Origin of the sequence: Paracoccus pantotrophus, from assembly GCF_008824185.1 — a bacterium.
GTDB classification, from domain to species: Bacteria; Pseudomonadota; Alphaproteobacteria; order Rhodobacterales; family Rhodobacteraceae; genus Paracoccus; species Paracoccus pantotrophus.
The window spans coordinates 590454-616104 of record NZ_CP044426.1 but is presented as its reverse complement, the minus strand read 5'-3'; the positions used below and the strand labels follow the sequence as shown (position 1 = coordinate 616104).

The following is a 25651-nucleotide window of genomic DNA, read 5'->3' as shown; positions in this document are numbered from 1 at the left end:
AAGCAAGAACAACCGTAACGGCCCTCAACTTCATACCGCGCCCGCGACCAGCCGCAATTTAGCGAGCGCGGCCGCTCCCCCCGGCTGTGTCTGCCGCGCCTCGATCGCGGCTTTCTCCCAGGACAGGATTTGCGCGGCCATCATCCCCCGCCGGCCATCGACCACGCGCAGCGCGATCGCCTCGCCCACGGCCAGATCGGCAAAGCCGGAATGGCGCAACACCTCGACATGCAGGAACACGTCGGCTTTTTCGGCGAAGATATTGGCAAAGCCGAAGCCCTTGGCCTTGTCGAACCATTTCACCCGCGCCGGCAGCAGCGGCAGCTGCGCGATCTCTTCCGGTGTGGCCGAACACAGATCGGCGATGGCGGGCATCGGCTCGCTGGCAGGCGGCGTGATCTCCAGCACCTCGACCGCCTGCATGCCGCGCGGCGTCTTCTGGATGATGGCAACCACATGAGAGCCCTCGGCAACCGAGCTCTGGCCGAAATTCCTCAGTACGTTGGCGTGCAGAAGAATGTCGGCGCCACCCTCGGGATCGGTCAGGAAACCGAAGCCCTTGCTGCCATCGAACCATTTCACGACGCCCGCGATCTTGCGCTGTTGCTCGTCGTCTTCTTCCATGTCGTCCTGTCACCCGTTAGAAAACCAGAAACAACCCGAAACTCCGGTCCCGCGCCCTTCGGTCTAGGCTGAACGAAGGTGGAGCCGGATTGGTCAGGTTTTCCATACCATGGATAAATCGCGAACCCGCATCAAGGGCTAAGACGGCAGACTTGCCATAAACTTTGAATTATTTCTTGACTATTGTCCTGTCCGTCGCCGCTTTCGTCGGGAAAACCTCGTTTTGTCCAGCGAAAACGGTCATGCAGGCGGAAGGCGCCATCGGCCCAGAATTCGATCTGGACCGGGCGGATTCGATAGCCGCCCCAATGCGGCGGGCGCGGGGGATTCAACCCAAGATTGATCCCAAGCCGCGCCACATCACCCATCAGCGCACCGCGGCTGGCCAGCGGCCGGCTTTGGCGCGAGGCCCAGGCGCCGATCCGCGACTGCAAGGGACGCGAGGCGTAATAGGCATCGGCCAGGTCGGATTCGACACGGGTGACATGGCCGCGTACGCGCAGTTGCCGGCGCAGCGACTTCCAGTGCATGACGAAGGCCGCGACCCCGGTCGCCTCGATCTGGCTGCCCTTGGCGCTTTCGTAATTGGTATAGAAGACGAAGGAGCCCTCGGCCCCCGCCCCCTCGATCCCCTTCAAAAGCACCATGCGCACGTCGGGCATGCCCGCGGCATCGACGGTGGCCAGCGCCATGGCGCTGGGGTCGTTCGGCTCGGTCCTTTCGGCCTCGGCCAGCCAGCTGCGGGCGATGGCAAAGGGGTCGTCGCCGGCGAAAATTCCGCTGCGGTCGCTCATGTCTGCCTGCTTACCGACACTTGATGCCTCCATGCAGTTCGCCTAATCCTGCTGCAAACCGAAGAAGCGCGAGGGGCAGCATCATGTCAAGTGACGGCGGGAATGGGCTGATGAAGGGTCGCCGCGGCCTCATCATGGGCCTGGCGAACGACAAGTCCATCGCCTGGGGCATCGCCAGGGCGCTGGCCGAACAGGGTGCCGAGCTGGCCTTTTCCTATCAGGGCGAGGCGCTCAAGCGCCGGGTCGAGCCGCTGGCCGCGCAGATCGGCTCGGACCTGCTGGCCGAATGCGACGTGGCCGACGAGGCCTCGGTCGACGGGCTGTTCGCGACCATTGCGGAACGCTGGGACAGCCTGGACTTCATCGTCCATGCCATCGGCTTTTCCGACAAGGAGCAGCTGCGCGGCCGCTATGCCGACACCACGCGCGACAATTTCCTGATGACCATGGACATCTCGGTCTATTCCTTTACCGCCGTGGCGCGCCGCGCCGCCGCGATGATGCCGAACGGCGGCTCGATGCTGACCCTGACCTATTACGGCGCCGAGCGGGTGATGCCGCATTACAACGTCATGGGCGTCGCCAAGGCCGCGCTGGAGGCGTCGGTGCGCTACCTGGCCGAGGATTTCGGCAAGGACGGCATCCGCGTCAACGCCATCTCGGCCGGGCCGATCAAGACGCTGGCGGCCAGCGGCATCGGTGATTTCCGCTATATCCTGAAATGGAACGAGCTGAACTCGCCGCTGCGCCGCAACGTCACCATCGACGATGTCGGCAAGTCGGCGGTCTATCTCTTGTCCGACCTGGGCTCGGGCGTGACGGGCGAAACCCATCACGTCGATTCCGGCTATCACATCGTCGGCATGAAGGCCGTGGACGCCCCCGACATCGCCACGACGAAAAAGGACTGATCCTCCGCGATGAGCGCCGAACAGGTCATCGCGCTTGTCTCGGCGCTGACGCTGGCGATCCTGACGCCGGGGCCGGCGATCATCGCCACGGTGCAGACCGCCTTCCTGCATGGTCGCGCCCGCGCCCTGCCCTATGCGCTTGGACTGGCCACGGGCGCCTCGCTGTGGTGCCTGTTCGCGCTGGCCGGGCTGGCGGTGCTGTTCCGGCTGCACCCGGCGCTGTTCGTCGCGCTCAAGGTCTTTGGCGGCTTCTACCTGCTGTGGTTCGCCTGGACGCTGTGGCGCGCCTCGACCCTGCCCCTGCCGCCGGCGGCCGGCGGCGCCAGCAAGGGGTTCTGGGGCGGGATCGCGCTGAACCTCTCCAATCCCAAGCCGGCGCTGTTCTATGCCGCGTTGATCCTGTCGGTCTTTCCCGAGCCGATGGGGATCGCGCGGCAGGCGCTGATCTATGGCATCTGCCTGGGGACCGAGCTGTTCTGGTATGCGCTGGTCGCCGTTCTGATGTCGACAGCCCTCATGCGCGCGCGCTATTTTGCGGCAAAGTTCTGGATCGACCGGGCCGCCGGCATCGCCATCGCGCTGCTGGGCCTGCTTCTGATCGTCAACCACTAAGGAGCCAGCATGAACGATCGCCTGCCCCATGAACGCGGATTCCATATCAGCTGGGACCAGCTGCACCGCGACGCCCGTGCCCTGGCCTGGCGGCTCGAGGATCGCCCCTGGCGCGCGATCCTGGCCATCACCCGCGGCGGGCTGGTACCGGCGATGATCGTCGCGCGCGAACTTGACGTGCGGGTGATCGACACGATTTCCGTCAAGTCCTATCGCGGCAAGGGCGGGCAGGAGCGCGGCGAGGTCACGGTGCTGAAGGCTCCGGACCCGGCGGTGATGCAGGACGGCGACGGCATCCTGGTGGTCGACGACCTGGTCGATTCGGGGCGCACGCTGGAACATGTGCGCACCATGTATCCCAAGGCGCATTTCGCCACCGTCTATGCCAAGCCCAAGGGCCGGCCCATGGTCGAGACCTATGTGACCGAAGTCAGCCAGGACACCTGGATATTCTTCCCCTGGGACATGGCGCTGCAATACGTCCAGCCCTATCGCGGCGAGGATTGATCCCGCGCGGCATGTCGCGGGCGCGCGGCGCTTCAGGATTGCCCCGCAGATCGTCGTGGCGCATCATCGGATGGCGGGCCGGAAGCGGCCCCTGTCCTGCGAGGGAAAACGGTGATGCGTCCGATCCTCATTGTTGCGCTGTTGCTGCCGATGCCGGCGGCCGCCTTCATGGCCCGCAACGGCATGACCGTCACCCAGGCCGGCCCGACCGAGATCGCGGTCGCCTACCAGGCTCGGCGCGAGGACACCGATTATTGGTGCGCCGCGGGCGATTTTGCGCAGCGCGCCCTGGGCCAGCCTGGCAAGGCCCGGATCTGGCGCGCCACGCCCAAGCCGCGCAAGGCGGGCCAAGGGATCGTCTTCACGCTCGATCCCGCACGCAAGGCCGAAGGGGCCGGGTTGTCCGAATTCGGTTCGGGACCGCGCGACGGCTCGCTGCCGCTGGGGATGGCGGTGGGAAATTACTGTCGCAGAGACATTCCCTTTTGGCGGGACTGACTTCTGCTGCCGCATTCGGGCGCAGCGATGCTGGCAACTTGCCCGGCCGGAACCACCGCCCCCCGCCAATCCGCTAGCCGCCTTGCCGGGCCGGGGATCGCCGGGCCGGCCCAGGGCGCGCTACGCATAATCGCCGGGGCCGGCCCGGCCCTCTCCTATCCGTTTCCGCGCACGAAACGCGCCGCTTCCTCGGCCGCGCGGCGCAGGGCGCGGCTCTTGTTCACCGTCTCCATGAACTCGGCCTCGGGGTCACTGTCATAGACCACGCCGCCGCCGGCCTGGATGTAAAGCGTGCCGTCCTTGATCACCCCGGTGCGCAGGGCGATGCACATGTCCATCTCGCCATTGGCGGCGAAATAGCCGACGCCGCCGGCATAGACGCCGCGCTTTTCCGGCTCCAGCTCGTCGATGATCTCCATCGCCCGGACCTTGGGCGCGCCCGAGACCGTGCCCGCCGGCATCCCCGCCAGCAGCGCCGACAGCGCGTCCTCGCCTTCGTTGAGCTCGCCCACCACGTTCGAGACGATATGCATGACGTGGGAATAACGCTCGACGATGAACCGTTCGGTGGGGGTCACCGTGCCGATGCGCGCCACCCGGCCCACGTCGTTGCGGCCGAGGTCCAGCAGCATCAGATGCTCGGCCAGTTCCTTCTGGTCGGCCAGCAGATCGGCCTCCAGCGCGCGATCCTCCTCGGGAGTGGCGCCGCGCGGGCGGGTGCCGGCGATGGGGCGGATCGTCACCTCGCCTTCGCGCAGCCGCACCAGGATCTCGGGCGAGGCGCCGACGATCTGGAAGCCGCCGAAATTCAGGAAGAACATGAAGGGCGATGGGTTGGTGCGCCGCAACGCGCGGTAAAGCGCAAAGGGCGGCAGCGGGAAATCCATCGCCCAGCGTTGCGAGGGCACCACCTGGAAGATGTCGCCGGCGCGGATGTATTCCTTGGCCTTCTCGACCGCCGCCAGATAGGCTTCCTTGCTGAAATTGCTGCGCAATTCGCCGATTTTCAGATCGTGGCCCAGGGCGCGCGGCTCGCTGGGCTGGCGGTCCAGCGCGCGCAGCGCCTCCATCACCCGCTCGGCAGCCTGGGCATAGGCGGCGCGGGCGGGGGTTTCCCCATCGTGCCAGGCCGGGGCGCAGAGCAGGACTTCGCCCTTGACCCCGTCCAGAACCGCAACGACCGAGGGGCGCATCATCATCGCATCCGGCAGGCCCAGCGGATCGGGGTTCACGTCGGGCAGGCGCTCGACCAGGCGGATCATGTCATAGCCCAGATAGCCGAAAAGCCCCGCCGCACCCGCCGGCACGCCGTCCGGCATGTCGATGCGGCTTTCCGCGATCAGGGCACGCAGGCTGTCCAGCGCCGGCCGGTCGTCACCCGCGAACTCGTCCGAATAGCGGGCGTTGCGGTTGATGCGGGCCTTGCCGTCGCGGCATTCCCAGATCAGGTCGGGCTTCATGCCGACGAAGGAATAGCGGCCGCGCAGCTCGCCGCCGGTGACGCTTTCCAGCATGAAGGAATTGGGCGCGGCCTCGGCCAGCTTCAGCATCAGGCTGACCGGCGTGTCCAGGTCGGCCGCCAGCCGGATGGTCAGAAGCTGGTTGCGCCCCTCGGCCCAGCCCCGCTCGAATGACGCGAAATCCGGGGTGATCTCCATCATTGGACCTGCGCGTTCACCGCATCCACCGCGGTCTGGTTCAGCGTCATGCCGGCCTGGGACTGCAGCGCGCGGGTGTAATAGTCGAAGACGTCCTGGCGCAGCGAATCCGCCAGCCGGGCCGAGATGCCCTCGCGGATCTGCGCGGCCTCGTCGCCCCTGGTCTCGGCCGGGTGGATCTTGTCCAGCGTGACCAGGAACACCCGGTTCTCGGCATCGACCACCTCGGTCGCGCCCTCCTCGGCGATCTCGAAGGCCTGGGTCACCACGTCCTGCGGCACACCGTTAATGAAACCGCCGCGGGCAAGGCCGGTCGCCGGCGTGCCGGGATCGGGGGCGGGCTTCTGGTCAGCCGGAGCGGGGGCCTCGGTCCCCGGCGCGGTCGCGGCGGCGCCGAGGGCCTGGGCGACCGGCGCGGTCGCCGCCGCCGGGGCCGGCTCGATGCCGGTCTCGGCGGCCGCCTCGGCCTCGACGCGGCGCTCCTCGGCCAGGGCGAGCAGCAGGCGATGCGTCTCGTTGCGCGCCCAATCCTCGGCCACGCGCTCGCGCACCTCCTCGAAGGGGATCAGCGCCGGCGGCTCGATCTTGTCCAGCCGCAGGGCGAAGACGCCGCCGTCCCCGGTCTCGAACAGTTCGGGGAAATCCTTCTCGCTCAGCTGCGCCGCGCGCTGGCGGAACTCGGGATAGGCGTCGATGCCGTTCGGGTGGGCCTCGGCGCCGGGACTCCAATCGATGCGGCCGAGCTTCATCGGCGTGTCCTCGACCATGTCCTCCAGCGCCGCGCCCCCGGCCAGCAGGTCGGCGAACTCGTCCGAACGCTCCTCGATCTGGCGCCGCGCGCGGTCCACCGCGGCCTCGAGCCGCAGGTCGTCGCGCGCCTCCTCGAAGGGAATGTCCAGCGGTTCCAGGATCGCATTCATCGAAAACAGCGCCGGCCCCAGGTCGGAACCGGCCGGGCCGGCGACGCCGGGCTCCTCCAGCGCAAACACCGCCTCGCCCGCAGCACCCAGCTCGGCCTGGCTCACCTCGCCCAAGTCGATATCGGCCAGCGTCAGCCCGCGCTCGGCGGCCAGCTGCTCGAAGGTGATCTCGCCGCGCTCGATGCGGGCCTTGGCCTCCTCGGCGGCGGCCATGGTGGGGAAGACCAGCCGCTCGACCATGCGGCGCTCGGGCTGCTGGAACTCCTCGATCCGGTCCTGGTAAAGCTCGCGCAGCGCCGCCTCGTCGACCTCGACCTCGCCCTCCAGCATCTCGGGGGTCAGCCAGACATAGGTGATCTGGCGGATCTCGGGCGCGGTGAAGCGGTCGGCATTGGCCTTGTGCCAGGCTTGCAGCGTCGCCTCGTCGGGGGTGGAAACCGGCGCGGGCAGATCCTCGGCGGTCAGTTCGCGCCAATGGATGTCGCGCGTCTCCAGCAGCCAGCCCTGGGTCTGCGCCACCACCGGCTCGGGCGCGCTGACACCGGCCAGCGCCGCGTCCTGCAGGATCAGCCGGGCCATGTCCATGCGCAGGTCATGTTCGAACTCGGCCTCGCGCATGCCCTCGCGGCGCAGCGCGTCGGCATAGATGGCGCGGTCGAACTGGCCGTTCAGGCCGCGGAAGGCGGCGATGCCGGTGATCTGCTCGGCCACCGCCTGGTCGCCGACCGAGACGCCCAGCCGGTTCGCCTCGGCCTCCAGCGCCGCGGCGGTGTAAAGCCGCGCCAGCGCCGCCTGGTCCACGCCGATGGCCTTGGCCTCGGCGGCACTGATCTGCCGGCCGGTGCGGGCAGAGAAATCCTGCATCTCGGCGCGCAGGGTGCGGGCATAGTCCTGGGCCGAGATCTCGACATCGCCCACCGCGCCGATATCGGCCGTGCCGCCCGAGAAATTGGTGACGCCGAAGCCGCCCAGCCCCAGGACCAGCATGCCCATCAGCAACCAGACGATCGTCGATTTGCCCTTGCCTCGCATCTTGTCGCCGTGCCCCGCCGTTGTTCTTGCCAGTCAGCGCAAGTCTTTAGGGTGCCAAGGGCCCGGCGGCAAGAGCCGCGACGCCGCGCCGCCTTGCCCGCCGGTCACAATCCGGTCGGCCGGTCAGGGCCGGAACGCCTCGAGCCGCTGCATCAGCGCCGCGATGCCGTCCCGGTCGGCATTGGCAAAGGCGATCCGGACATGGCGCGCGCCCTGCGCGTCGCCCTCGGGCATGAACATGGTGCCGGGCAGCAGCAGCACCCCCGCCTCGCGCAGCAGGCGCTGCGCAAGGTCCGGCGCAGGCATGTCGAACGGATGTTCGGCCCAGGTGAAATAGGCGCCGCAGCCCTTGACGCGCCAGCCGGGAAGCTGCGCCATGCCCTCGGCCATGGCGGCCCGGCGGGCAAGGATCTCGGCCCGCTCGCCCGCCAGCCAATCGCGCAGGTTCGCCATGCCCCAGGCCGCGCCGATCTGGCCGATCTGACCGGCACAGATCGCGACGGTGTCGAGGAATTTTTCGATCTCGGCCATGCGGGCGGGGCTGGCGATGACCGCGCCAACGCGATGCCCGGTCAGCCGGTAGGCTTTCGAGAAGCTGTAGAGATGGATCAGCACCTCGCCCCAGTCGGGATCGGCGAACAGGTCGTGCGGCGCGCCCTCGCGGGCGTCGAAGTCGCGATAGGTCTCGTCCAGAACCAGCGCCAGGCTGCGCGACCGCGCCAGCTCGGCAAAGGCGCGCAGGGTCTCGGCCGGGTATTCCGCCCCCGAGGGGTTGTTGGGGCTGACCAGCACGATGGCCCGGCTGCGCTCGGTGACCAGCCTGGCCGCCTCGGCCGCGTCCGGCACCATCTCCGCGCCGCAGCGCAGGGGGGCAGTGCGGATGCCCTGCATGTCGAGCCACATCTTGTGGTTGAAATACCAGGGCGCAGGCAGGATCACCTCATCCCCCGGCCCGGCGAGGCTCTGGATCGCGGCGCAGAAAGCCTGGTTGCAGCCTTGGGTGATCGCCACCTCTTCGGGGCGGATGGTGCCGGCATAGGCGCGCGACCAGTCGCGGGCCACCGCTTCGCGCAACTCGGGACGGCCCAGCACCGGGCCATAGAGATGCGCATCGGCCCGCTCCAGCGCCGCCTCGGCCATGGCACGGCGCAGGGGCTCGGGCGGCGGCTCGACCGGCGCGGCCTGGCTGAGATTGATCAACGGCCGCTCGGGCGGAAAGGTCAGGCCGGCAAGCCAGCGCCGCGCCTCCATGACGGGCGGGCGAAAGGTCGCGGCAAGGGCGGGGTTCAGCGGCAGCATGGGACGGGCCTCAGTCGGTCAGGCGCAAGGCGCCGAAATCGGGCGGGGTGGACAGGTCGGGTCCGGCGCCGGGTGCGGACCGGGCCGGGCCCTCCTCCTGGCCGGACCCGGAGGCTTCCGGCGATCGCGACGACGCCCGCGGGTCCGGCACCGCGGCACCGGACATCGCCGCCCCGGTTCCGGGCGCCGCTTCGGGACCGGCCGATGCCTCGGGCCCTGGGGCGACGGCCGGCGACGGATGCGCGCTTCCGGCCGGCTGCGTCCCGGCGGAAACGGCAGGGGCCTCGGGCGCCGCTTGGCGCCGCGCCTCTGGCGCTGGCTCGGGCGGCGGGGCGGCGGGCAGCGGTGGGGGCGCAGTTGCGGCCGGTTCCGACCCTGCGGAAACGGCGGGCGCGGCGGGGGCCTCTGCGGCCGGTTGGGACAGCGCGTCGGCGGATGCCGCGTCCGGCCCGGGCGCGGGGGCCGGCATGGTACGTTCAGGGGCGCGTTCAGGGGCGCGGTCCAGCGCCGGCACCACCACCTGGCCGGGCGGCGGCACGGGGACCGGCGCCTCGGCTGCCGGATCGGGCAGGTCGACCGGATCGGCCTCGGGCAAGGCGATCTCGGGCGCGACGGGGCTTTCGGCGGGTGCAAGCGGGCGCAGCCCGGCCGGATCGGCGGGCGCCGGCGCAGGCTCGTCGGCCGGGCGCGGCGCCAGCGGGGCCGCGGCGGGGCGCGGCGCCCCGGCGGCAAGCGGCGCGGGGGCCTGCGGCTGCATATCGCTGGTGTTCGAGAACCCGGAACCCGCCGGGACGGACAGCGTCTCGGCCGCCGGGCCCTGGCCGGCGGCGGGTGCCTCGGGGCGCGGCGGCTGCGGCAGCGCCAGCGACAGCCCGACCAGCGCCGCGCCGCAGACCAGCGCGCCATGAACCAGACCCGTCGCGAACCCTCTTGCCATGCCCTTGCCCAGCCCCTGCCCCACATGCCGCGCCACATGCGCCCCAACGCGGTTTTTCTTGCCCTGCGCTCTTGACCCGCGGCAAGGCTTTAGCCCATCTATAGCCGCAGAATTTCCGGGGTTCACCCCCCAATGCAAGGCGCCCCAGCCGGAAGGCCCAGACCATGATCCTGCTCATCGACAATTACGACAGCTTCACCTGGAACCTCGTGCATTACATGGGCGAGGCCGGGGCCGAGGTCGTCGTGCGCCGCAACGACGCCCTGTCCGTCGACGAGGCGCTGGGGATGGGCGCGCAGGGCATCGTGATCTCGCCCGGCCCCTGCGATCCGGCCCATGCCGGGATCATCGTGCCGCTGATCCGCGCGGCGGCGGAAAAGGGCGTGCCGCTGTTCGGGGTCTGCCTGGGCCACCAGGCCATCGGCGAGGCCTTCGGCGGCAAGGTGGTGCGCGCCAGCCGCATCGTGCATGGCAAGACCGACGCCATCACCCATGACGGAACCGGCGTGTTCGCCGGCCTGCCCTCGCCGCTGACCGCGACGCGCTACCATTCGCTGACCGTGGAACCGGAAAGCCTGCCCGATTGCCTGCGCGTCACCGCCACCGCCGCCGACGGCACCATCATGGGGCTGATGCACCGGACCCTGCCGGTCGAGGGCGTGCAGTTCCATCCCGAAAGCATCGCCTCGGAATATGGCCACGACATGATCCGCAACTTCCTGCGCCGCTGCTCGAACCTGGACCGCGCCGCATGAGCGCGCCGACCGATATCCGCCCGCTGATCGGCCTGGCCGCCAGCCGGCCGCTGACCGGGACCGAGGCCGAGGCAGCCTTTTCCGCCCTGTTCGAGGGCGCCGCCACCCCCGCCCAGATCGGCGGCCTGCTGATGGCCATGCGCGTGCGCGGCGAGACGGTCGAGGAAATGGCTGCCGCCACCCGCGCCATGCGCGCGCGGATGAACCGCATCAAGGCCCCCGAGGGCGCCATGGACATCGTCGGCACCGGCGGCGACGGCAAGGGCACGCTGAACATCTCGACCGCCACCGCCTTCGTGGTCGCGGGCGCCGGCGTGCCGGTCGCCAAGCATGGCAACCGCAACCTGTCCTCGAAATCCGGCTCGGCCGATGCCATCACCCATCTGGGGCTGAACGTGATGGGCACCCCCGAGATCGCCGAGGCCGCGCTGGCCGCAACCGGCATCTGCTTCATGATGGCGCCGGTGCATCACCCCGCCATGCGCCATGTCGGTCCGGCGCGGGCTGAACTGGGCACCCGCACCATCTTCAACCTGCTGGGGCCGATGACCAATCCCGGCTCGGTCAAGCGGCAGCTGACGGGCACTTTCGACAAGGTCTGGAACCGGCCGATGGCCGAGACGCTGCGCGAACTGGGCTCGGAATGCGCCTGGCTGGTGCATGGCGGCGACGGCACCGACGAGATCTCGATCGCCGAGCCGACCTGGGTGGCGCAGCTCAAGGACGGCGAGATCACCGAGTTCCAGGTCTCGCCCGAGGATGCCGGCCTGCCGGTGCATCCGTTCGAGGCGATCCTGGGCGGCGATCCGGCGCAGAACGCCGCGGCGCTGCGGGCGCTGCTGGACGGCGCGCCGGGCGCCTATCGCGATGCCGTGCTGCTGAATGCCGCCGCCGCGCTGTTGATCGCCGGCAAGGCCGCATCGCTGCGCGAAGGGGCCGAGATCGCCCGCGATTCCATCGACAGCGGCAAGGCCAGGGCCAAGCTGGCCGCGCTGGCCGCCCAGGTCGGCGCGCCGGCCGAGCCCCATGGCTGAGCCCATCCCCGTTCCCGGCGCCTGGGCCGGCCTGCCGTTCTTTCGCCAGGACTGGCCGGCCATCGCGGCCCGGTTGCGGGACCGCGACTGGCTGCCCGGCCCCGCCCGCGTCTTCGCCGCGCTGGAGCTGACGCCGCCGGAGCAGGTCCGGGTGGTGATCCTGGGGCAAGACCCCTATCCCACGCCGGGCCATGCCAACGGGCTGGCCTTTTCGGTCACGCCGGAAACCGCGCTGCCGCGTTCGCTGCGAAACATCTATGCCGAGATGCGCGAGGATATCGGCGCCGCCCCCCCGAACGGCGACCTGAGCCATTGGGCGCGGCAGGGGGTGCTGCTTCTGAACACCGCGCTGTCCGTGCTGCCCGGCCAAGCCGGCGCCCATGCGAAATGGGGCTGGGAGAAGCTGGCGCGGCAGGCCGTCGCCCGCGCGCAGGCCGAGCGCCCGCTGACCTTCATCCTCTGGGGCGGCCACGCGCAAAAGGCGCTGGCCGGGCTGCCGCGTCCGCAGGATCTGGTGATCGAAAGCGCCCATCCCTCACCGCTATCGGCGCGGCGCGGCTTCTTCGGCTCGCGCCCCTTCGGCCGGGTCAACGACTGGCTGCGGTCGCGGGGCGAGCCGGTGATCGACTGGGCCCTTTCCGAAACCGCCGCCGCGGGGTAAACCGACGTCATGGATATTCTCGACCGCATCAAGGCCTACAAGCTGGAAGAAATCGCCGCCGCCAAGGCCGCCCGGCCGCTGTCGGGCATCGAGGCCGCGGCCCGCGAAGCCTCGCCCCCCCGCGGCTTTGCCCGCGCGCTGGCCGACAAGGCCGGGCAAGGCCATGCGCTGATCGCCGAGATCAAGAAGGCCAGCCCCTCCAAGGGGTTGATCCGACCGGATTTCGACCCGCCCTCGCTGGCCCGCGCCTATGAGGCCGGGGGGGCGGCCTGCCTTTCGGTGCTGACCGACGCCCCCAGCTTCCAGGGCGCGCCCGAATTCCTCACCGCCGCGCGCGATGCCTGCGCCCTGCCGGCGCTGCGCAAGGACTTCCTCTACGACACCTATCAGGTGGCCGAGGCCCGCGCCTGGGGTGCCGATTGTATCCTGATCATCATGGCCTCGGTCGACGACACCTTGGCCGCCGAGCTTGAGGATGCGGCCTTCCACTGGGGCATGGACGCGCTGGTCGAGGTGCATGACCGCGCCGAACTCGACCGCGCGCTACGCCTGAAGTCGCCGCTGATCGGGGTGAACAACCGCAACCTGAAGACCTTCGAGGTCAGCCTGGAGGTGACGCTGGACCTGGCGCCGCATGTGCCCGCGGATCGCGACCTGGTCTGCGAGAGCGGGCTGTTCACGCCTGCCGACCTGAACCGCATGGCCGGGGCCGGGGTCAGGCGCTTCCTGATCGGCGAAAGCCTGATGCGCCAGCCGGACGTGACCGGCGCCACCCGCCAGATCCTGGGTCTTGCCGCATGAGCCTGACGCATTTCGACGCCCAGGGCCAGGCGCATATGGTCGATGTCTCGGACAAGCCCGAGACCGCGCGCGAGGCGGTGGCCGAGGGCATGGTGATCATGGCCCCCGAAACGCTGGTGCTGGCGCAGGGCGGCGCGGCCAAGGGCGACGTGATGGGCGTGGCGCGGCTGGCCGGCATCATGGGCGCCAAGCGCACCGCCGAGCTGATCCCGCTGTGCCACCCGCTGCCGATCACCAAGGTCTCGGTCGATCTGGCGGCCGACCCCGCCCTGCCCGGCATCCGCGTCACCGCCACCGTTCGCACCGCCGGCAAGACCGGGGTCGAGATGGAGGCGCTGACCGCCGTCTCGACCGCCTGCCTGACCGTCTATGACATGCTCAAGGCCGCGCAGAAGGACATGCGGATCGAAGGCATCCGCCTGCTGTCCAAGACCGGCGGCAAATCCGGCCCGTTCCGCGCCGCACCCTGAAGGGGGAACCCATGATCAGCGTCGAAGAAGCCCGCGCCCGCGTCCTGGCCCTTGCACCCGCCCCCGAGCCAGAGCAGGTGGCGCTGGCCGAGGCGCTTGGCCGCGCGCTGCTGGCGCCCGCCGTGGCCCGGCTGACGCAGCCGCCCTTCGACGCCTCGGCCATGGACGGCTATGCGCTGCGCTCGGCCGACCTGCCCGGCCCCTTGCCGGTAATCGGCACCGCCGCCGCCGGCCAGCCCTATGCCGGCGAAACGCACCCCGGCAGCGCCATCCGCATCTTCACCGGCGCGCCGGTTCCCGGAGGCTACGACCGCGTGGTCATGCAGGAGCTGGTGGTGCGCGAAGGCGACCACATCACGGTGGCCGAGCCCGGCCACGGTCGTAATATCCGCGCCAAGGGCAATGATTTCGCACAAGGCTCCGAGTTTCTGCCGCGGCGCCCCTTGCGCCCCGCCGATCTGGCACTCATCGCGGCAATGAACGTGCCGCAGGTGACGGTCGCGCGCCGCCCGCGCGTCGCCGTCCTGGCCGGCGGCGACGAACTGGTTCCCCCCGGCTCCGAGCCTGCGCCGGGCCAGATCATCAGCTCGAACGACCTCGCCATCGCGGCATTGGCGCGCGAAGCCGGGGCCGATCCCGTCATCCTGCCGCTCGCCCGCGACACCGAACAAAGCCTGCGCGACCGCTTTGCCCAGGCCCAAGGGGGCGACCTGATCGTAACCATCGGCGGCGCCTCGGTGGGCGATCACGACCTGATCGGCAAGGTGGCGGCCGATCTCGGCATGGAGCGGGCCTTCTACAAGCTGGCCATGCGGCCGGGCAAGCCGCTGATGGCCGGGCGGATCGGCCTCGCCGCCATGCTGGGCCTGCCCGGAAACCCCGTTTCTGCCGTGGTTTGCGCGAAACTCTTCATGCAGCCGCTGATCCGGGCCATGCAGGGCCTGCCGGCGGGGCCCGAGCCCTTGCAGGCGACGCTCGCCCGCGACCTGCCGCCCGAGGGCGACCGGCAGCACTATCTGCGCGCCCGCCTCGCCCCCGGCGAGACACTGCCCCGGATCGAGCCCTTCGGCGACCAGGATTCCGCCCGGCTCTGGCTTCTGGCCGAGGCCGACGCGCTGCTGATCCGTCCCGCACACGACCCGGCACGCCGGGCCGGCGAGCGCATGGGCTACCTGCCGCTCTAGCCCGGTTAACCGGAAATTTACCCGAATCGCCATAACGATTGACGCATGGGACGGGGCGCGCTAGAACATTCGATGAACATGATGGCGGCCGCAGCAGATCGGGGGCAGAGCATGCTGACGAAGAAACAGATCCAGCTTCTTGAATTCATTCAGGCGCGGATGGCTCGCGACGGGGTGCCGCCGTCCTTCGACGAAATGAAGCTCGCGCTGGACCTGCGCTCGAAATCGGGAATACATCGCCTCGTGACCGCCCTTGAAGAACGCGGGTTCATCCGCCGCCTGCCGCATCGCGCCCGCGCGCTGGAAATCGTCCGCCTGCCCGACAGCCTCAGCAAGGGTCCGGGCTTCCAGCCCCGCGTGATCGAAGGGGTGGTTCCCGACCGTCCCGCTCCCCTGCCGCGCGGCGCCATGGACGTCTCCGTCTCGGCCATCGAATTGCCGGTGATGGGCCGCATCGCCGCCGGCGTCCCGATCGAGGCGATCTCGGAAATCTCACATCACATCGCCGTGCCCGGCTCGATGCTCTCGGGCCAGGATCGTCATTACGCGCTTGAGGTGCGCGGCGATTCGATGATCGAGGCCGGGATCAACGACGGCGACGTGGTGGTGATCCGCGAACAGGACGCGGCCGAAAACGGCGATATCGTGGTGGCGCTGATCGAGGGTTTCGAAGCCACGCTGAAACGTTATCGCCGCAAGGGGGGCATGATCGCGCTGGAAGCCGCAAACCCGGCTTACGAAACCCGCATGCTGCCCGAGGACAAGGTCCGGATCCAGGGCCGGCTGGTGGGGCTGATCCGCAGCTATTAGGCGGCGACCACCGTTCACTTGCGCGGCACAGATCGCCGGGCGGCGTTGCGGGTCTCGGCCGGCTGGGATAACCATGGGCCAAAGGCGACAGGTCAAGGATAATCCATGCGCGCACTGACGTTCCGCATCTTCGCTCTGGCCATGCTGCTTGCGCTGCCGGCGCAGGCCTTCGACACCACGGCCCGTGCAGCCTGGGTCTATGACGTGGCGACCGGCACCGTGCTGATGGAAAAGAACGCCGACGAGCCGTTGCCGCCGGCCTCCATGTCCAAGCTGATGACCCTGAACATGCTGTTCGAGGCACTGCACGACGGTCGGGTGGCGATGGACACGACCTTTCCCGTCTCGACCAAGGCCTGGCAGATGGGTGGGTCGAAGATGTTCGTCGAACCGGCAGATCGGCCGACGGTCGAGGATCTGATCCACGGCATCATCATCAATTCGGGCAATGATGCCTGCGTCGTCGTGGCCGAGGGGCTGGCCGGGACCGAAGAAGCCTTTGCCCGGCTGATGAACGAGCGCGCCCGGCAGCTGGGCATGACGAACTCGCATTTCGTCAACGCCTCGGGCTGGCCGGATCCCCAGCACCGGATGTCGATGCACGACCTGGGCCTGCTCGCCACCCGGCTGATCACCGAGTTCCCGGAACTCTACAAGAACTTCGCCCTTACCGAATACAACTACAAGGGGCGGGTGCCCTCGAATGCGGGCAACCGCAACCCCTTGCTGCGGCTTGGAACCGGCGACTGGAAGGCCGACGGGCTGAAGACCGGGCACACGCAGGAGGCGGGCTACGGGCTTGTCGGCTCGGCCGTACAGGGCGACCGGCGCATCGTCTTCGTCATCACCGGCCTGCCCAGTGAAAAGGCCCGCGCCGAGGAATCCGAGCAGATCGTGAACTGGGCCTATCGCCAGTTCACCATGCGCACCATCATCCCCAAGGACGAGATCGTGGTCCAGGCCCCGGTCTGGCTGGGCGACAAGAGCCGCGTCGGACTGACCACCAAGGACGGGGTCCGGGTGCTGATCCCCGCCGGCTCGCATGCGGGCGTCAAGGCCGAAGCTGTCTTCAACGGCCCCATCGAAGCCCCCATCGCCCAAGGCGACCGGCTGGGCGAACTGATCGTGGACATTCCCGGCGCCGGACAATCGCGCCTGCCGCTGTTCGCAGCCAGCAACGTCGCCCGGACCGGCGTGCTGGGCCGCATGCAAAGCGCAGCCTTCCGCCTGGGCGAAAGGGCCGTCCAGGCGATGCGCAACTGACGCCGCAGCCACCCATGTTCATCAGTTTCGAGGGCATCGACGGATCGGGAAAATCCACCCAGGCGCGGCGGCTGGCACAGGCGCTGAACGCGCGCGGCACCGAGACGCTGCTGACGCGCGAACCCGGCGGCAGCCTGGGCGCCGAGGAGATCCGCCGCCTGCTGGTCGAGGGCGCGGGCGAACGCTGGTCCCCCGAAACCGAGCTGCTGCTGTTCACCGCCGCCCGCCGCGACCATGTTGAGCGGCTGATCCGACCGGCGCTGGACCGCGGCGCCTGGATCGTGACCGACCGTTTCGCCGATTCCAGCCGAGTCTACCAGGGCCTCGCCCGCGCCGAGCTGCGCCAGCTGGTCGAAGAGTTGCACCGGCTGACCATCGGCATCGAGCCCGACCGCACCTTCATCATCGACATCGACCCGGCGGTGGCGCTGGCCCGCGGCCAGGCCCGCGGCGGGGCCGAGGACCGGTTCGAGACGCTGGGCCTGGGCTTCCAGCAGAAGCTGCGCGCGGGCTTCCTGGCGCTGGCTGCCGAGGCGCCCGAACGCATCCGGGTGATCGACGGCCGCGGCAGCGAGGACGAGGTCGCCGCCCGCGTACTGGCCGCCCTGACATGAGCCGGCCCGGCATCAGCGACGAGCCGCTGCCCGAACCCGACCGCGTGCCGGGCGCGCCCCATCCCCGCGAGGCGGCGCGCATCATCGGCCAGGACGCCGCGGTCGCGGATTTCCTGGCCGCCGCCCAGGCGCATCGGCTGCACCATGCCTGGCTGATCTCGGGGCCACGCGGCACCGGCAAGGCGACGCTGGCCTGGACCATCGCCAAATGGCTGCTGAGCGGTGCCGCGTCGCCCGACCTGACCACGCCGCAGGACGATCCCACCGTCCGCCGCATCCGCGCGCTGTCCGAGCCGCGGCTGCACCTGGTCCGGCGCCCGGTGGATGAAAAGACCCTGCGCCTGCGCGCCGAGATCACCGTGGACGAGGTCCGCCGCCTGCAGGGCTTCTTCCACATGAGCGCGGCCGAGGGCGGGCGGCGCATCGCCATCATCGACGCCGCGGACGAAATGAACCAGGCCGCCGCCAATGCGCTGCTGAAGCTGCTGGAAGAACCGCCGCAGGAAGCGACGCTGCTGCTGGTCGCGCATCAGCCGGCGCGGCTTTTGCCGACCATCCGCTCGCGCTGCCGCGAGTTGCGGCTGCAGCCGCTGAGCCCCGAGGACATGGGCCGGGTTCTGCACGACCTCGGCCTTGACCATGACGCGGCCCGGCTGGCGGCGCTGTCCGGCGGCTCGATCGGCGAGGCGCTGCGGCTGGCCGGGCAGGACGGGCTGGCGCTTTACCAGCGCATCGCCGGGCTGTTCGCCGATTATCCGCGCATGGACCGCCGCGCCGCCGCCGCCCTGGCCGAACTGGCGGCGGGACGCGCGGGGGCCGAGGGCGATCCCTTCGACCTGGTCGTAACCCTTCTCGACCGTTTTCTGACTCGCGCCGCGCGCACCGGCCTCTTGGGCGCCCCCCTGCCCGAGGCGGCCGAGGGCGAGGCCGAGGTGCTGAGCCGCATCGCCCCCGATCCGGCGGTGGCACGGCTTTGGGCGGCCGCCCAGGCCGAGCTGTCAGCGCGGGCCCGCGCCGGGCGGGCGGTCAACCTTGACCCTTCCGCGCTGGTGTTGGATATGCTGGTCGGGCTTGCGAACCAGCCCGCCGTCTGACGGAAACCAACCATGCCCGAACCCGATCTTCCCATCCTGGTGGACAGCCATTGCCACCTGGACTTCCCCGATTTCGAGGGCGAACAGACCGAACTGGTCGCGCGCGCCCATGCGGCGGGCGTGACCCGCATGGTGACCATCTGCACCCGGCTGCGCAACGAACCCGCCGTGCGCGCCATCGCCGAAACCCATCCCGGCGTGTTCTATGCCGCCGGCACCCATCCGATGCATGCCGCCGAAGAGCCGCTGGCCACGGTCGAGGAGCTGGTCGCCCTGTCGCGCCATCCGCGTTTCGTCGGCATCGGCGAGACCGGGCTCGACTATCACTACACCGCCGACAGCGCCGCGGTGCAGGCCGAAAGCCTCCGCATCCATATCGAGGCCGCGCGCCGCACCGGCCTGCCGCTGATCGTCCATTCGCGCGACGCGGACGAGGACATGGCCCGCATCCTGACCGAGGAACATCGGGCCGGCGCCTTCACCGGCGTCATGCATTGCTATACCAGCGGGCGGGACCTGGCGCGGGCGGCGCTGGACCTGGGCTTCTACCTGTCCATGTCCGGCATCGCGGCCTTCCCGCGCAGCACCTCGATCCGCGAGATCTTTGCCGCCGCGCCCGCCGACCGCATCCTGGTCGAGACCGATGCGCCCTATCTCGCCCCGCCGCCGCATCGCGGCAAGCGCAACGAGCCGGCCTTCGTCGCCCATACCGCCAAGGTCGGCGCCGAGCTGCTGGGCATGACCGAGCATGAATTCGCCAGCCTCACCACGCTGAACTTCGAGCGGCTGTTTCGCAAGGCCGCGGCATGATCCGCGCCACCGTCCTGGGCTGCGGCTCTTCGGGCGGCGTGCCTCGGCTGGGCAATCGCTGGGGCGAATGCGATCCGGCCAATCCGCGCAACCGCCGCCGCCGCTGCGCGCTTCTGGTCGAGCGCCATGGCCATGACGGGGTGACGCGGCTGCTGATCGACACCGGGCCCGACCTGGTGCCGCAGCTGCTGGATGCCGATGTCGCCGAGCTGGATGCGGTCGCCTATACCCATGCCCATGCCGACCATATCCACGGCATCGACGACCTGCGGCAGATCGTCTTCAACATGCGCCGCCGGATGCCGGTCTGGGCCGACCAGCCGACCGCGGCGGCGCTGAAGACCCGCTTCGGCTATATCTTCGAAACGCCGCCGGGTTCCTCCTATCCACCAATCTGCGATTTGCAGCCGATCCGCGGCCCCTTCGCCATCGAGGGCGCGGGGGGCAGCATCGAGCTGGCGCCTTTCGAGGTCAACCACGGCGACATGAACGCGCTCGGCTTCCGCATCGGCGGGGTCGAGCAGAGCCTGGTCTACCTGCCCGACGTGCTGGCGATTCCCGAGGAAGCCTGGCCGGTGATCACGGGTTGCGAGGTGTTCATCTGCGACGCGCTGCGACGCATCCCGCATCCCAGCCACGCCCATCTGGCGCTGACGCTGGAATGGATCGCCCGCTCGGGCTGCGCGCGCGGCGTTCTGACCAACATGCATGTCGACCTGGATTACGACGCCGTCATGCGCGAGACGCCCGAAAACGTCGTGCCCGCCCATGACGGCATGCGGATCGAGCTGATATGACCGCGCTTTTCGACGTCATCCTGCCGGTGTTCCTGGTGGTTGGCTTCGGCTACCTGGTCTGCTGGCGCAGATGGCTGACCGAGGTGGCGGTCGATGGTGTCATGCGCTTTGCGCAGAACTTCGCATTGCCAGTACTGCTGTTCGGCGCCATCGCCCGGCTGGACCTGGGGGCGAATTACAACCCACTGTTGCTCTTGGCCTTTTACAGCGGCGCGCTTTTGTCCTTTGCGCTGGGAACCGGCCTGTCCTTTTACTGGCTGAGGCGGCCGATCGAGGACGCCATCGCCATCGGCTTCGTCTGCCTGTTCTCGAACTCGCTGCTGCTGGGCGTGCCGATCACCGAACGCGCCTATGGCCCCGAGGCGATGCTGGGCAACTTTACCATCATCTCGGTGCATTCGCCGCTGCTTTACACCTTCGGCATCACCGCGATGGAATTCGCCCGGGCGCGGGGCCAGAACCTGTCCGTGGGCGGGGTGGCGCTGCGGGCGCTGTCGGGCGTGCTGCACACGCCGCTGGTCATCGGCATCCTCGGCGGCTTTGCCATGAATCTGCTGACTCAGGCCGGGCTGGTCATGCCCGAGGGCTTCTGGGCCGCTGTCCGGATGATGTCCAGCGCCGCGCTGCCGGCGGCGCTGTTCGGGCTGGGCGGCGTGCTCTATCGCTACCGCCCCGAGGGCGAGGCGCGGGCCATCGCGATGTGCTGCTGCATCTCGCTGCTGCTGCATCCGGCCGTGACCTTCGGCCTGGGCCGGATCTTCGCGCTGAACCTGGCCGAAATGCGCTCGGCCGTGGTGACGGCCGCCATGCCGCCGGGGGTCAATGCCTATCTCTTCGCCGCGCTTTACGGGGTGGCCAAGCGCGTCTCGGCCTCGGCGGTGCTGGTGGCGACGGGGCTGTCGATGCTGACGGTCTGGTTCTGGCTTGCCGCCCTGCCCTGATGCGCAAACGCCGCCCCCAAGGGCGGCGTCCGCCCTCACCTCGGCGTCAGGCCGCGCAGCCGTTCGGATCTTCGCCGCAGCAACTCGACGGTTGTGAGCAGCGCGATGGAAAAGATCACCAGCAGCGTCGCCACGGCAAGGATGGCGGGCGAGATCTGCTCGCGGATGCCGTTCCACATCTGGCGCGGGATGGTCTGCTGGTCCGGCCCGGCGATGAACAGCACCGCCACCACCTCGTCGAAGGAGGTCACGAAGGCGAACAGCGCCCCCGAGATCACGCCAGGCAGGATCAACGGCATGGTGATGCGGAAGAAGGTGGTGCGCGGGTTCGCCCCCAGGCTGGCCGCCGCACGGTTCAGCGACTGGTCGAAGCCGATCAGCGTCGCCGTCACCGTGATGATCACGAAGGGAATGCCCAGCGTGGCATGGGCCAGGATCACCCCCAGATAGGTACCGGCCAGCCGGCCGCATTCCGGGTTCAGGCCAATCCAGGTCAGGGGCTCGCAGGGGTTCGAGTAGAAGAAGAACATCCCCGTCGCGGTGATGATGATCGGCACGATCATGGGCGAGATCAGCATCGCCATGATCGCGCGGCGATAGGGCATCTCGGGCCGCGACAGCCCCAGCGCCGCCAGCGTGCCCAGCACGGTGGCGAGGATGGTCGAGAAGAAGCCGATGATGATCGAGCTTTTCGCCGCGTTCACCCATTTCGCGTTCCGCCAGGCATCCGCCCACCAGCTGAGGTCGCGCGGCGCGTCCGGCCGCGCCATGCCGAAGGTCAGCAGGCTGTCGTACCAGCGCAGCGAATAGCCGTCGGGGTCGAAGGACAGCATCCGGTCGGTGAAGGTGAAATAGGGCTCGACGTTGAAGCTCAGCGGGATGATCACCACGATGGGCGCGATCAGGAAGAAGAAGATCGCGCCGCAGATCGCCAGATAGGTGTAGTGCCAGACCTTCTCCAGCGGCGATGCGTAGGTTGGAAGCGCCATGGCCGTTATCCCAGTTTCAGGTTGTCGATGCCGACGAGCCGGTCATAGACCCAGTAGAGGATCAAGACCCCGCCCAGCAGCAGCGCCGCCAGCGCCGCCGCCATGGACCAGTTCAGCGTCTGCGTCATGTGCATCGCGATCATGTTCGAGATCAGCTGCCCCGACGAGCCGCCGACCAGCGCGGGGGTGATGTAATAGCCCACCGCCAGGATGAAGACCAGAAGCGCCCCCGCCCCCAGCCCCGGCAGGGTCTGCGGGAAATAGATGCGGCGGAAGGCGGTCCAGCTGGTCGCGCCCAGGCTGCGCGCGGCGCGCACATAGCTGGGATTGATGGTGCGCATCACCGAATAGAGCGGCAGGATCATGAAGGGCAGCAGGATATGGGTCATGGCGATGATCGTGCCGGTCTGGTTGAAGATCATCTGCAGCCGCTGGTTGTTGCCGATCACCCCCAGCCAGACCAGCACGTCGTTGACCACGCCCTGCTGCTGCAACAGCACGATCCAGGCCGTGGTCCTGACCAGAAGCGAGGTCCAGAACGGCAGCAGCACCAGGATCATCAGCAGGTTCGACTGCCGCATCGGCAGGGTGGCCAGCAGATGCGCGACGGGAAAGCCCAGCAGGAAGGTGGTGGCGGTAATGGCCAGCGACAGCCAGAAGGTGCGCAGGAACAGCTTGCCGTAGATCTGCTGCTGCGCCGGGGCGGCGACCACCTCGCCCTGCTCGTCGCGGGTGCGGTCCACCGCCGCGAGGTAGAAGTTGGTGGTATAGGGCGAGGAGGCCTCGCGCATCACCGACCACAGCCGCGGGTCGCCCCATTTCGCGTCCATCTCGAGGATCGCCTCGCGATAGGGCGGCTCGATGCCGCCGCGCGCCTGGCGGCCGGCCGAGGTGAACAGCGAGCGCGTGCCCGGCATGTCGTAGTTGATGCGGGTACCGACCACGCCGACGGTGCGGGCCTGGGCGGCGGCGGTCAGGTCGGCGGCCAGCGCCGCCCAGGCCGCATCGTCGGGCTCGGTGCCGCGGGGGTTGTCGTGGAACCAGGCGCTGAGCTGCGGCATGTTGGCCGAGAAGCCGTCGTTCTTGACCGAACGCTGCAGCATCTGCCCGATCGGCACCACGAAGGTGATCAGGACGAACAGCAGAAGCGGAAGTACCAGCAGGAAGGCGCGCCGCCGCGCCCGGCGCGAGCTGCGCGCCAAGGCTGCCTTCAACGGGCGGCCGTCCGCGGTTTTCAGCGTTCCGCCTTGGTCAAGGCCGCCGGCCTCGGTGACGATGGCGGCATGGGGGTCGAGGGCTTTGGCCATCTTGGTCCTTTGTCGGGCAATCCGGGGTCGAGGCCGCGGCCCGGACGGTCCGGGCCGCGGCATTGCGCAGGTCAGTTGGCAAGCCAGCCGTTGAAACGCTCGGCCAGTTCGGCGGAATGATCGGCCCAGAACTCCGGGTCGTCCATGACGGCGGTCTTCATATGCTCCTCGCTGGTGGGCATATGCGGCCCCATCTCGGTCTTGCCGTCCTGGAACAGCCCGACCAGCGCCGCCGAGCTTTTGCGCGCCGGGCCATAGGCGATGTATTTCGCCTGGTTGGCCAGCTGTTCGGTGGCGGTGGCGAATTTCAGGTATTCCAGCGCCGCCTCGGGATTGGGCGAGCCCTTGGGAATGGCGAACATGTCCATGTCCATGTATTGCCCATCCCAGATGATCTCGAAGGGCTTGCCCTCGCCGACCATGGCGTCGAAGAAGCGGCCGTTATAGCCGGTGGCCATCACCACCTCGCCATCGGCCAGCAGCTGCACCGGCTGGGCGCCGGCCTCCCACCAAACCACGTCGCGCTTGATGGTGTCGAGCTTGGCAAAAGCGCGGTCCACGCCCTCGGGGGTGGCCAGCACCTCGTAGATCTGGTCGGGCGCCACGCCGTCGGCGATCAGCGCCAGATACAGGGTGCGCTTGGGGTTCTTGGGCAGACCGCGCTTGCCGGGGAACTTGGCGGTGTCGAAGAAATCCGCCGCGGTCGAGGGCTTCTCGCCGTCGAACTTCGTGGTGTCGAAGGCGATGACCGTGCCCCAGAAGATGTTCGCGACCGCGCATTCCTGCAGCGCGCCGGGGATGAAATCCTCGGTCGCCGGGGTGCCGTCGGGGGCGGGCGGCAAGATGGCGGGGTCGATCTCGACCAGCGCGCCCTCGTCGCAAAGCCGGATCGCGTCCGAGACCTCGATGTCGAACACGTCGCCGGTGATATTGCCCGCCTCGACCTGCGCCTTCAGCGGCGTGGCCGGGTTGTCGGCGGCCAGCATGTTCACCTTGATGCCGGTCTGCTCGGCGAAGGGGATGTTATAGGCCTCGACCTGCGAACGCTCATAGGCGCCGCCCCAGGAGACGACGTTGACCTCCTTGTTCTGGGCCTGCGCCGCCAGGCCAAGGCTGCATAGCGCCGAGGTCAGGATCAATGTGGTTTTCATGTTCTACTCCCGTTGGTGTTTGCGGCTCTTTGGCCGCTTCCTGCCCGTTTCGGGCTTGGGGATGGCCGCGGCGGTCTGCCCGCCGCGGACCGCATGCGTCAGTTTGCCAGCCAAGCGTTGAAGCGTTCCTGCAGCTCGGCGTCGTGATCGACCCAGAAATCCAGGTTCGAGGCCAGCGCGTTTTCCAGGTTCTCGGCATAGGTGGGCAGGTTCGGGCCCATCGGCACGTCGGTGCCCTCGATATTGCCGACCAGGGCGGCGGCAGAGGTGCGCGGCGGACCGTAGCTGATGAACTCGGCGGCGCGGGCCTGCTGCTCGGGCGCCGTCGAGAAGGCGATGAACTCCCTCGCGGCCTCGGGGTTGGGGGCGCCCTTCGGCATGACCCAGCCCTCCATCTCGTAGATCTGGCCGTCCCAGACGATCTTGAAGGGCTTGCCCTCCTGCTGGGCGGCGTTGAAGATCCGGCCATTGAAGGCAAAGGCCATCGAGACCTCGCCATCGGCCAGCAGCTGCGGCGGCTGCGCGCCGGCTTCCCACCAGATCACGTCGTTCTTGATGGTGTCGAGCTTGGCGAAGGCCCGGTCCACGCCCTCGGGGGTGCCCAGCACCTCGTAGACCTGGTCGGGCGCCACGCCATCGGCCATCAGCGCGAATTCCAGGTTGAACTTGGCGCCCTTGCGCATGGTGCGCTTGCCGGGGAACTTGGCCGTGTCGAAGAAATCGGCCGCACCGGCGGGCTTGGCATCGGGGAACTTGCTGTCGTCATAGGCCAGGATCATCGAATAGACATCCGTGCCCACGAAGCATTCGGTGATCGCGCCCTCGATGAAGTCATCGGCGGCGGCGGTGCCGTCGGCGGCGGGGGTCAGGATCGCCGGGTCGATTTCCTCCAGCAGCCCCTCGTCGCAAAGCCGCACGGCATCGGCATATTCGACCGAAGCCAGGTCGATCGAGACATTGCCCGCCTCGACCTGGGCCTTGACCGGGGTCGCCGGGTTGTCGGCATCCGAGACCACGACCTTGATGCCGGTCTGGGCCTCGAAGGGCTTGGCATAGGCCTCGACATGGCTCATGCCATAAGCGCCGCCCCAGGACAGCAGGTTCACCTGCTTGTCCTGCGCCTGGGCCGCAGCCGCGACGACGACCAGCGCAGAGGACAGTATCAGCGTGCGTTTCAT

General features: G+C 69.0%; 27 protein-coding genes. 17 read left to right on the top strand and 10 right to left on the bottom strand.

Going from position 1 to position 25651, the window contains the following annotated elements; all coding sequences use genetic code 11:
• Window positions 1-30: 30 nt before the first annotated feature.
• Together ESD82_RS13460 and pdxH are read right to left on the bottom strand one after the other, a co-directional pair.
• A complete protein-coding gene (locus ESD82_RS13460) occupies window positions 31-624 on the bottom strand; it encodes a cold-shock protein (protein ID WP_024844983.1) in 594 nt (197 codons plus the stop codon).
• 131 nt (window positions 625-755) lie between these two features.
• On the bottom strand, window positions 756-1418 hold the full coding sequence (gene pdxH, locus ESD82_RS13455) for a pyridoxamine 5'-phosphate oxidase (RefSeq protein ID WP_147428132.1): 663 nt from the start codon (window positions 1416-1418) through the stop codon (window positions 756-758).
• An 83-nt stretch (window positions 1419-1501) separates the two neighbouring features.
• Between pdxH and fabI the strand changes: the two genes are divergently transcribed.
• The 4 genes from fabI (at window position 1502) to ESD82_RS13435 (ending at window position 3946) form a co-directional block, all read left to right on the top strand.
• Window positions 1502-2329 carry an enoyl-ACP reductase FabI gene (gene fabI, locus ESD82_RS13450; RefSeq protein ID WP_147428133.1) on the top strand — a complete coding sequence of 276 codons (828 nt, stop codon included), beginning with the start codon at window positions 1502-1504 and terminating at the stop codon, window positions 2327-2329.
• Window positions 2330-2338: 9 nt separating this feature from the next.
• Window positions 2339-2941, top strand: coding sequence for a LysE family translocator (locus tag ESD82_RS13445; protein ID WP_024844980.1), 603 nt, complete (start codon window positions 2339-2341; stop codon window positions 2939-2941).
• Between the two features lie 9 nt (window positions 2942-2950).
• Window positions 2951-3448, top strand: coding sequence for a xanthine phosphoribosyltransferase (gpt, locus tag ESD82_RS13440; protein ID WP_024844979.1), 498 nt, complete (start codon window positions 2951-2953; stop codon window positions 3446-3448).
• A gap of 114 nt (window positions 3449-3562) precedes the next feature.
• A complete protein-coding gene (locus ESD82_RS13435; RefSeq protein ID WP_024844978.1) occupies window positions 3563-3946 on the top strand; it encodes a hypothetical protein in 384 nt (127 codons plus the stop codon).
• Between the two features lie 155 nt (window positions 3947-4101).
• On the opposite strand, the gene trpE is transcribed toward ESD82_RS13435, so the two are convergent.
• The 4 genes from trpE to ESD82_RS22210 form a co-directional block, all read right to left on the bottom strand.
• Window positions 4102-5604 carry an anthranilate synthase component I gene (gene trpE / locus ESD82_RS13430; protein ID WP_147428335.1) on the bottom strand — a complete coding sequence of 501 codons (1503 nt, stop codon included), beginning with the start codon at window positions 5602-5604 and terminating at the stop codon, window positions 4102-4104.
• Entirely contained in the window at window positions 5604-7556 is a 1953-nt protein-coding gene (locus ESD82_RS13425) for a peptidylprolyl isomerase (RefSeq protein ID WP_147428134.1), read from the bottom strand. The genes trpE and ESD82_RS13425 overlap by 1 nt, the downstream gene beginning before the upstream one ends.
• A gap of 123 nt (window positions 7557-7679) precedes the next feature.
• Window positions 7680-8855: an aminotransferase gene (locus ESD82_RS13420; protein WP_147428135.1), complete on the bottom strand. Its 1176-nt coding sequence runs from the start codon at window positions 8853-8855 to the stop codon at window positions 7680-7682.
• A gap of 10 nt (window positions 8856-8865) precedes the next feature.
• A complete protein-coding gene (locus tag ESD82_RS22210) occupies window positions 8866-9792 on the bottom strand; it encodes a hypothetical protein (protein WP_244314575.1) in 927 nt (308 codons plus the stop codon).
• Window positions 9793-9956: 164 nt separating this feature from the next.
• Here ESD82_RS22210 and ESD82_RS13410 point away from each other — a divergent pair, with 164 nt between their 5' ends.
• The 13 genes from ESD82_RS13410 to ESD82_RS13350 all read left to right on the top strand — a co-directional run bounded on the left by ESD82_RS13410 (window position 9957) and on the right by ESD82_RS13350 (window position 21026).
• Window positions 9957-10547: an anthranilate synthase component II gene (locus ESD82_RS13410; protein WP_024844973.1), complete on the top strand. Its 591-nt coding sequence runs from the start codon at window positions 9957-9959 to the stop codon at window positions 10545-10547.
• Window positions 10544-11581 (top strand): anthranilate phosphoribosyltransferase, encoded by a 1038-nt coding sequence (gene trpD, locus ESD82_RS13405; RefSeq protein ID WP_024844972.1) that lies wholly within the window; start codon window positions 10544-10546, stop codon window positions 11579-11581. Before ESD82_RS13410 ends, trpD begins: the two co-directional genes overlap by 4 nt.
• Complete coding sequence (locus tag ESD82_RS13400; RefSeq protein ID WP_147428136.1) at window positions 11574-12242, top strand: uracil-DNA glycosylase; 669 nt, start codon at window positions 11574-11576, stop codon at window positions 12240-12242. Before trpD ends, ESD82_RS13400 begins: the two co-directional genes overlap by 8 nt.
• A gap of 9 nt (window positions 12243-12251) precedes the next feature.
• Window positions 12252-13043 carry an indole-3-glycerol phosphate synthase TrpC gene (gene trpC / locus ESD82_RS13395; protein ID WP_147428137.1) on the top strand — a complete coding sequence of 264 codons (792 nt, stop codon included), beginning with the start codon at window positions 12252-12254 and terminating at the stop codon, window positions 13041-13043.
• Window positions 13040-13513, top strand: coding sequence for a cyclic pyranopterin monophosphate synthase MoaC (moaC, locus tag ESD82_RS13390; RefSeq protein WP_024844969.1), 474 nt, complete (start codon window positions 13040-13042; stop codon window positions 13511-13513). Before trpC ends, moaC begins: the two co-directional genes overlap by 4 nt.
• Window positions 13514-13524: 11 nt before the next feature.
• The gene (locus ESD82_RS13385) at window positions 13525-14697 is read left to right on the top strand and encodes a molybdopterin molybdotransferase MoeA (protein WP_147428138.1); all 1173 of its coding nucleotides are present in this window, start codon (window positions 13525-13527) and stop codon (window positions 14695-14697) included.
• Between the two features lie 111 nt (window positions 14698-14808).
• Window positions 14809-15507 carry a transcriptional repressor LexA gene (gene lexA, locus ESD82_RS13380; protein WP_024844967.1) on the top strand — a complete coding sequence of 233 codons (699 nt, stop codon included), beginning with the start codon at window positions 14809-14811 and terminating at the stop codon, window positions 15505-15507.
• Window positions 15508-15612: 105 nt separating this feature from the next.
• Complete coding sequence (locus tag ESD82_RS13375; RefSeq protein WP_147428139.1) at window positions 15613-16770, top strand: D-alanyl-D-alanine carboxypeptidase family protein; 1158 nt, start codon at window positions 15613-15615, stop codon at window positions 16768-16770.
• A gap of 14 nt (window positions 16771-16784) precedes the next feature.
• Window positions 16785-17384 carry a dTMP kinase gene (gene tmk / locus ESD82_RS13370; protein WP_024844965.1) on the top strand — a complete coding sequence of 200 codons (600 nt, stop codon included), beginning with the start codon at window positions 16785-16787 and terminating at the stop codon, window positions 17382-17384.
• Between the two features lie 11 nt (window positions 17385-17395).
• The gene (locus ESD82_RS13365; RefSeq protein WP_167521810.1) at window positions 17396-18478 is read left to right on the top strand and encodes a DNA polymerase III subunit delta'; all 1083 of its coding nucleotides are present in this window, start codon (window positions 17396-17398) and stop codon (window positions 18476-18478) included.
• A gap of 12 nt (window positions 18479-18490) precedes the next feature.
• On the top strand, window positions 18491-19288 hold the full coding sequence (locus ESD82_RS13360) for a TatD family hydrolase (RefSeq protein ID WP_147428141.1): 798 nt from the start codon (window positions 18491-18493) through the stop codon (window positions 19286-19288).
• On the top strand, window positions 19285-20085 hold the full coding sequence (locus ESD82_RS13355) for an MBL fold metallo-hydrolase (protein ID WP_024844962.1): 801 nt from the start codon (window positions 19285-19287) through the stop codon (window positions 20083-20085). The genes ESD82_RS13360 and ESD82_RS13355 overlap by 4 nt, the downstream gene beginning before the upstream one ends.
• Window positions 20082-21026, top strand: coding sequence for an AEC family transporter (locus ESD82_RS13350; RefSeq protein WP_147428142.1), 945 nt, complete (start codon window positions 20082-20084; stop codon window positions 21024-21026). Before ESD82_RS13355 ends, ESD82_RS13350 begins: the two co-directional genes overlap by 4 nt.
• 35 nt (window positions 21027-21061) lie before the next feature.
• On the opposite strand, the gene ESD82_RS13345 is transcribed toward ESD82_RS13350, so the two are convergent.
• The 4 genes from ESD82_RS13345 to ESD82_RS13330 all read right to left on the bottom strand — a co-directional run bounded on the left by ESD82_RS13345 (window position 21062) and on the right by ESD82_RS13330 (window position 25651).
• On the bottom strand, window positions 21062-22015 hold the full coding sequence (locus ESD82_RS13345) for an ABC transporter permease (protein WP_024844960.1): 954 nt from the start codon (window positions 22013-22015) through the stop codon (window positions 21062-21064).
• A gap of 5 nt (window positions 22016-22020) precedes the next feature.
• Window positions 22021-23322 (bottom strand): ABC transporter permease, encoded by a 1302-nt coding sequence (locus ESD82_RS13340; RefSeq protein ID WP_036764673.1) that lies wholly within the window; start codon window positions 23320-23322, stop codon window positions 22021-22023.
• Between the two features lie 71 nt (window positions 23323-23393).
• A complete protein-coding gene (locus tag ESD82_RS13335; protein ID WP_024843074.1) occupies window positions 23394-24473 on the bottom strand; it encodes an ABC transporter substrate-binding protein in 1080 nt (359 codons plus the stop codon).
• Window positions 24474-24571: 98 nt separating this feature from the next.
• A complete protein-coding gene (locus tag ESD82_RS13330) occupies window positions 24572-25651 on the bottom strand; it encodes an ABC transporter substrate-binding protein (protein ID WP_024843075.1) in 1080 nt (359 codons plus the stop codon).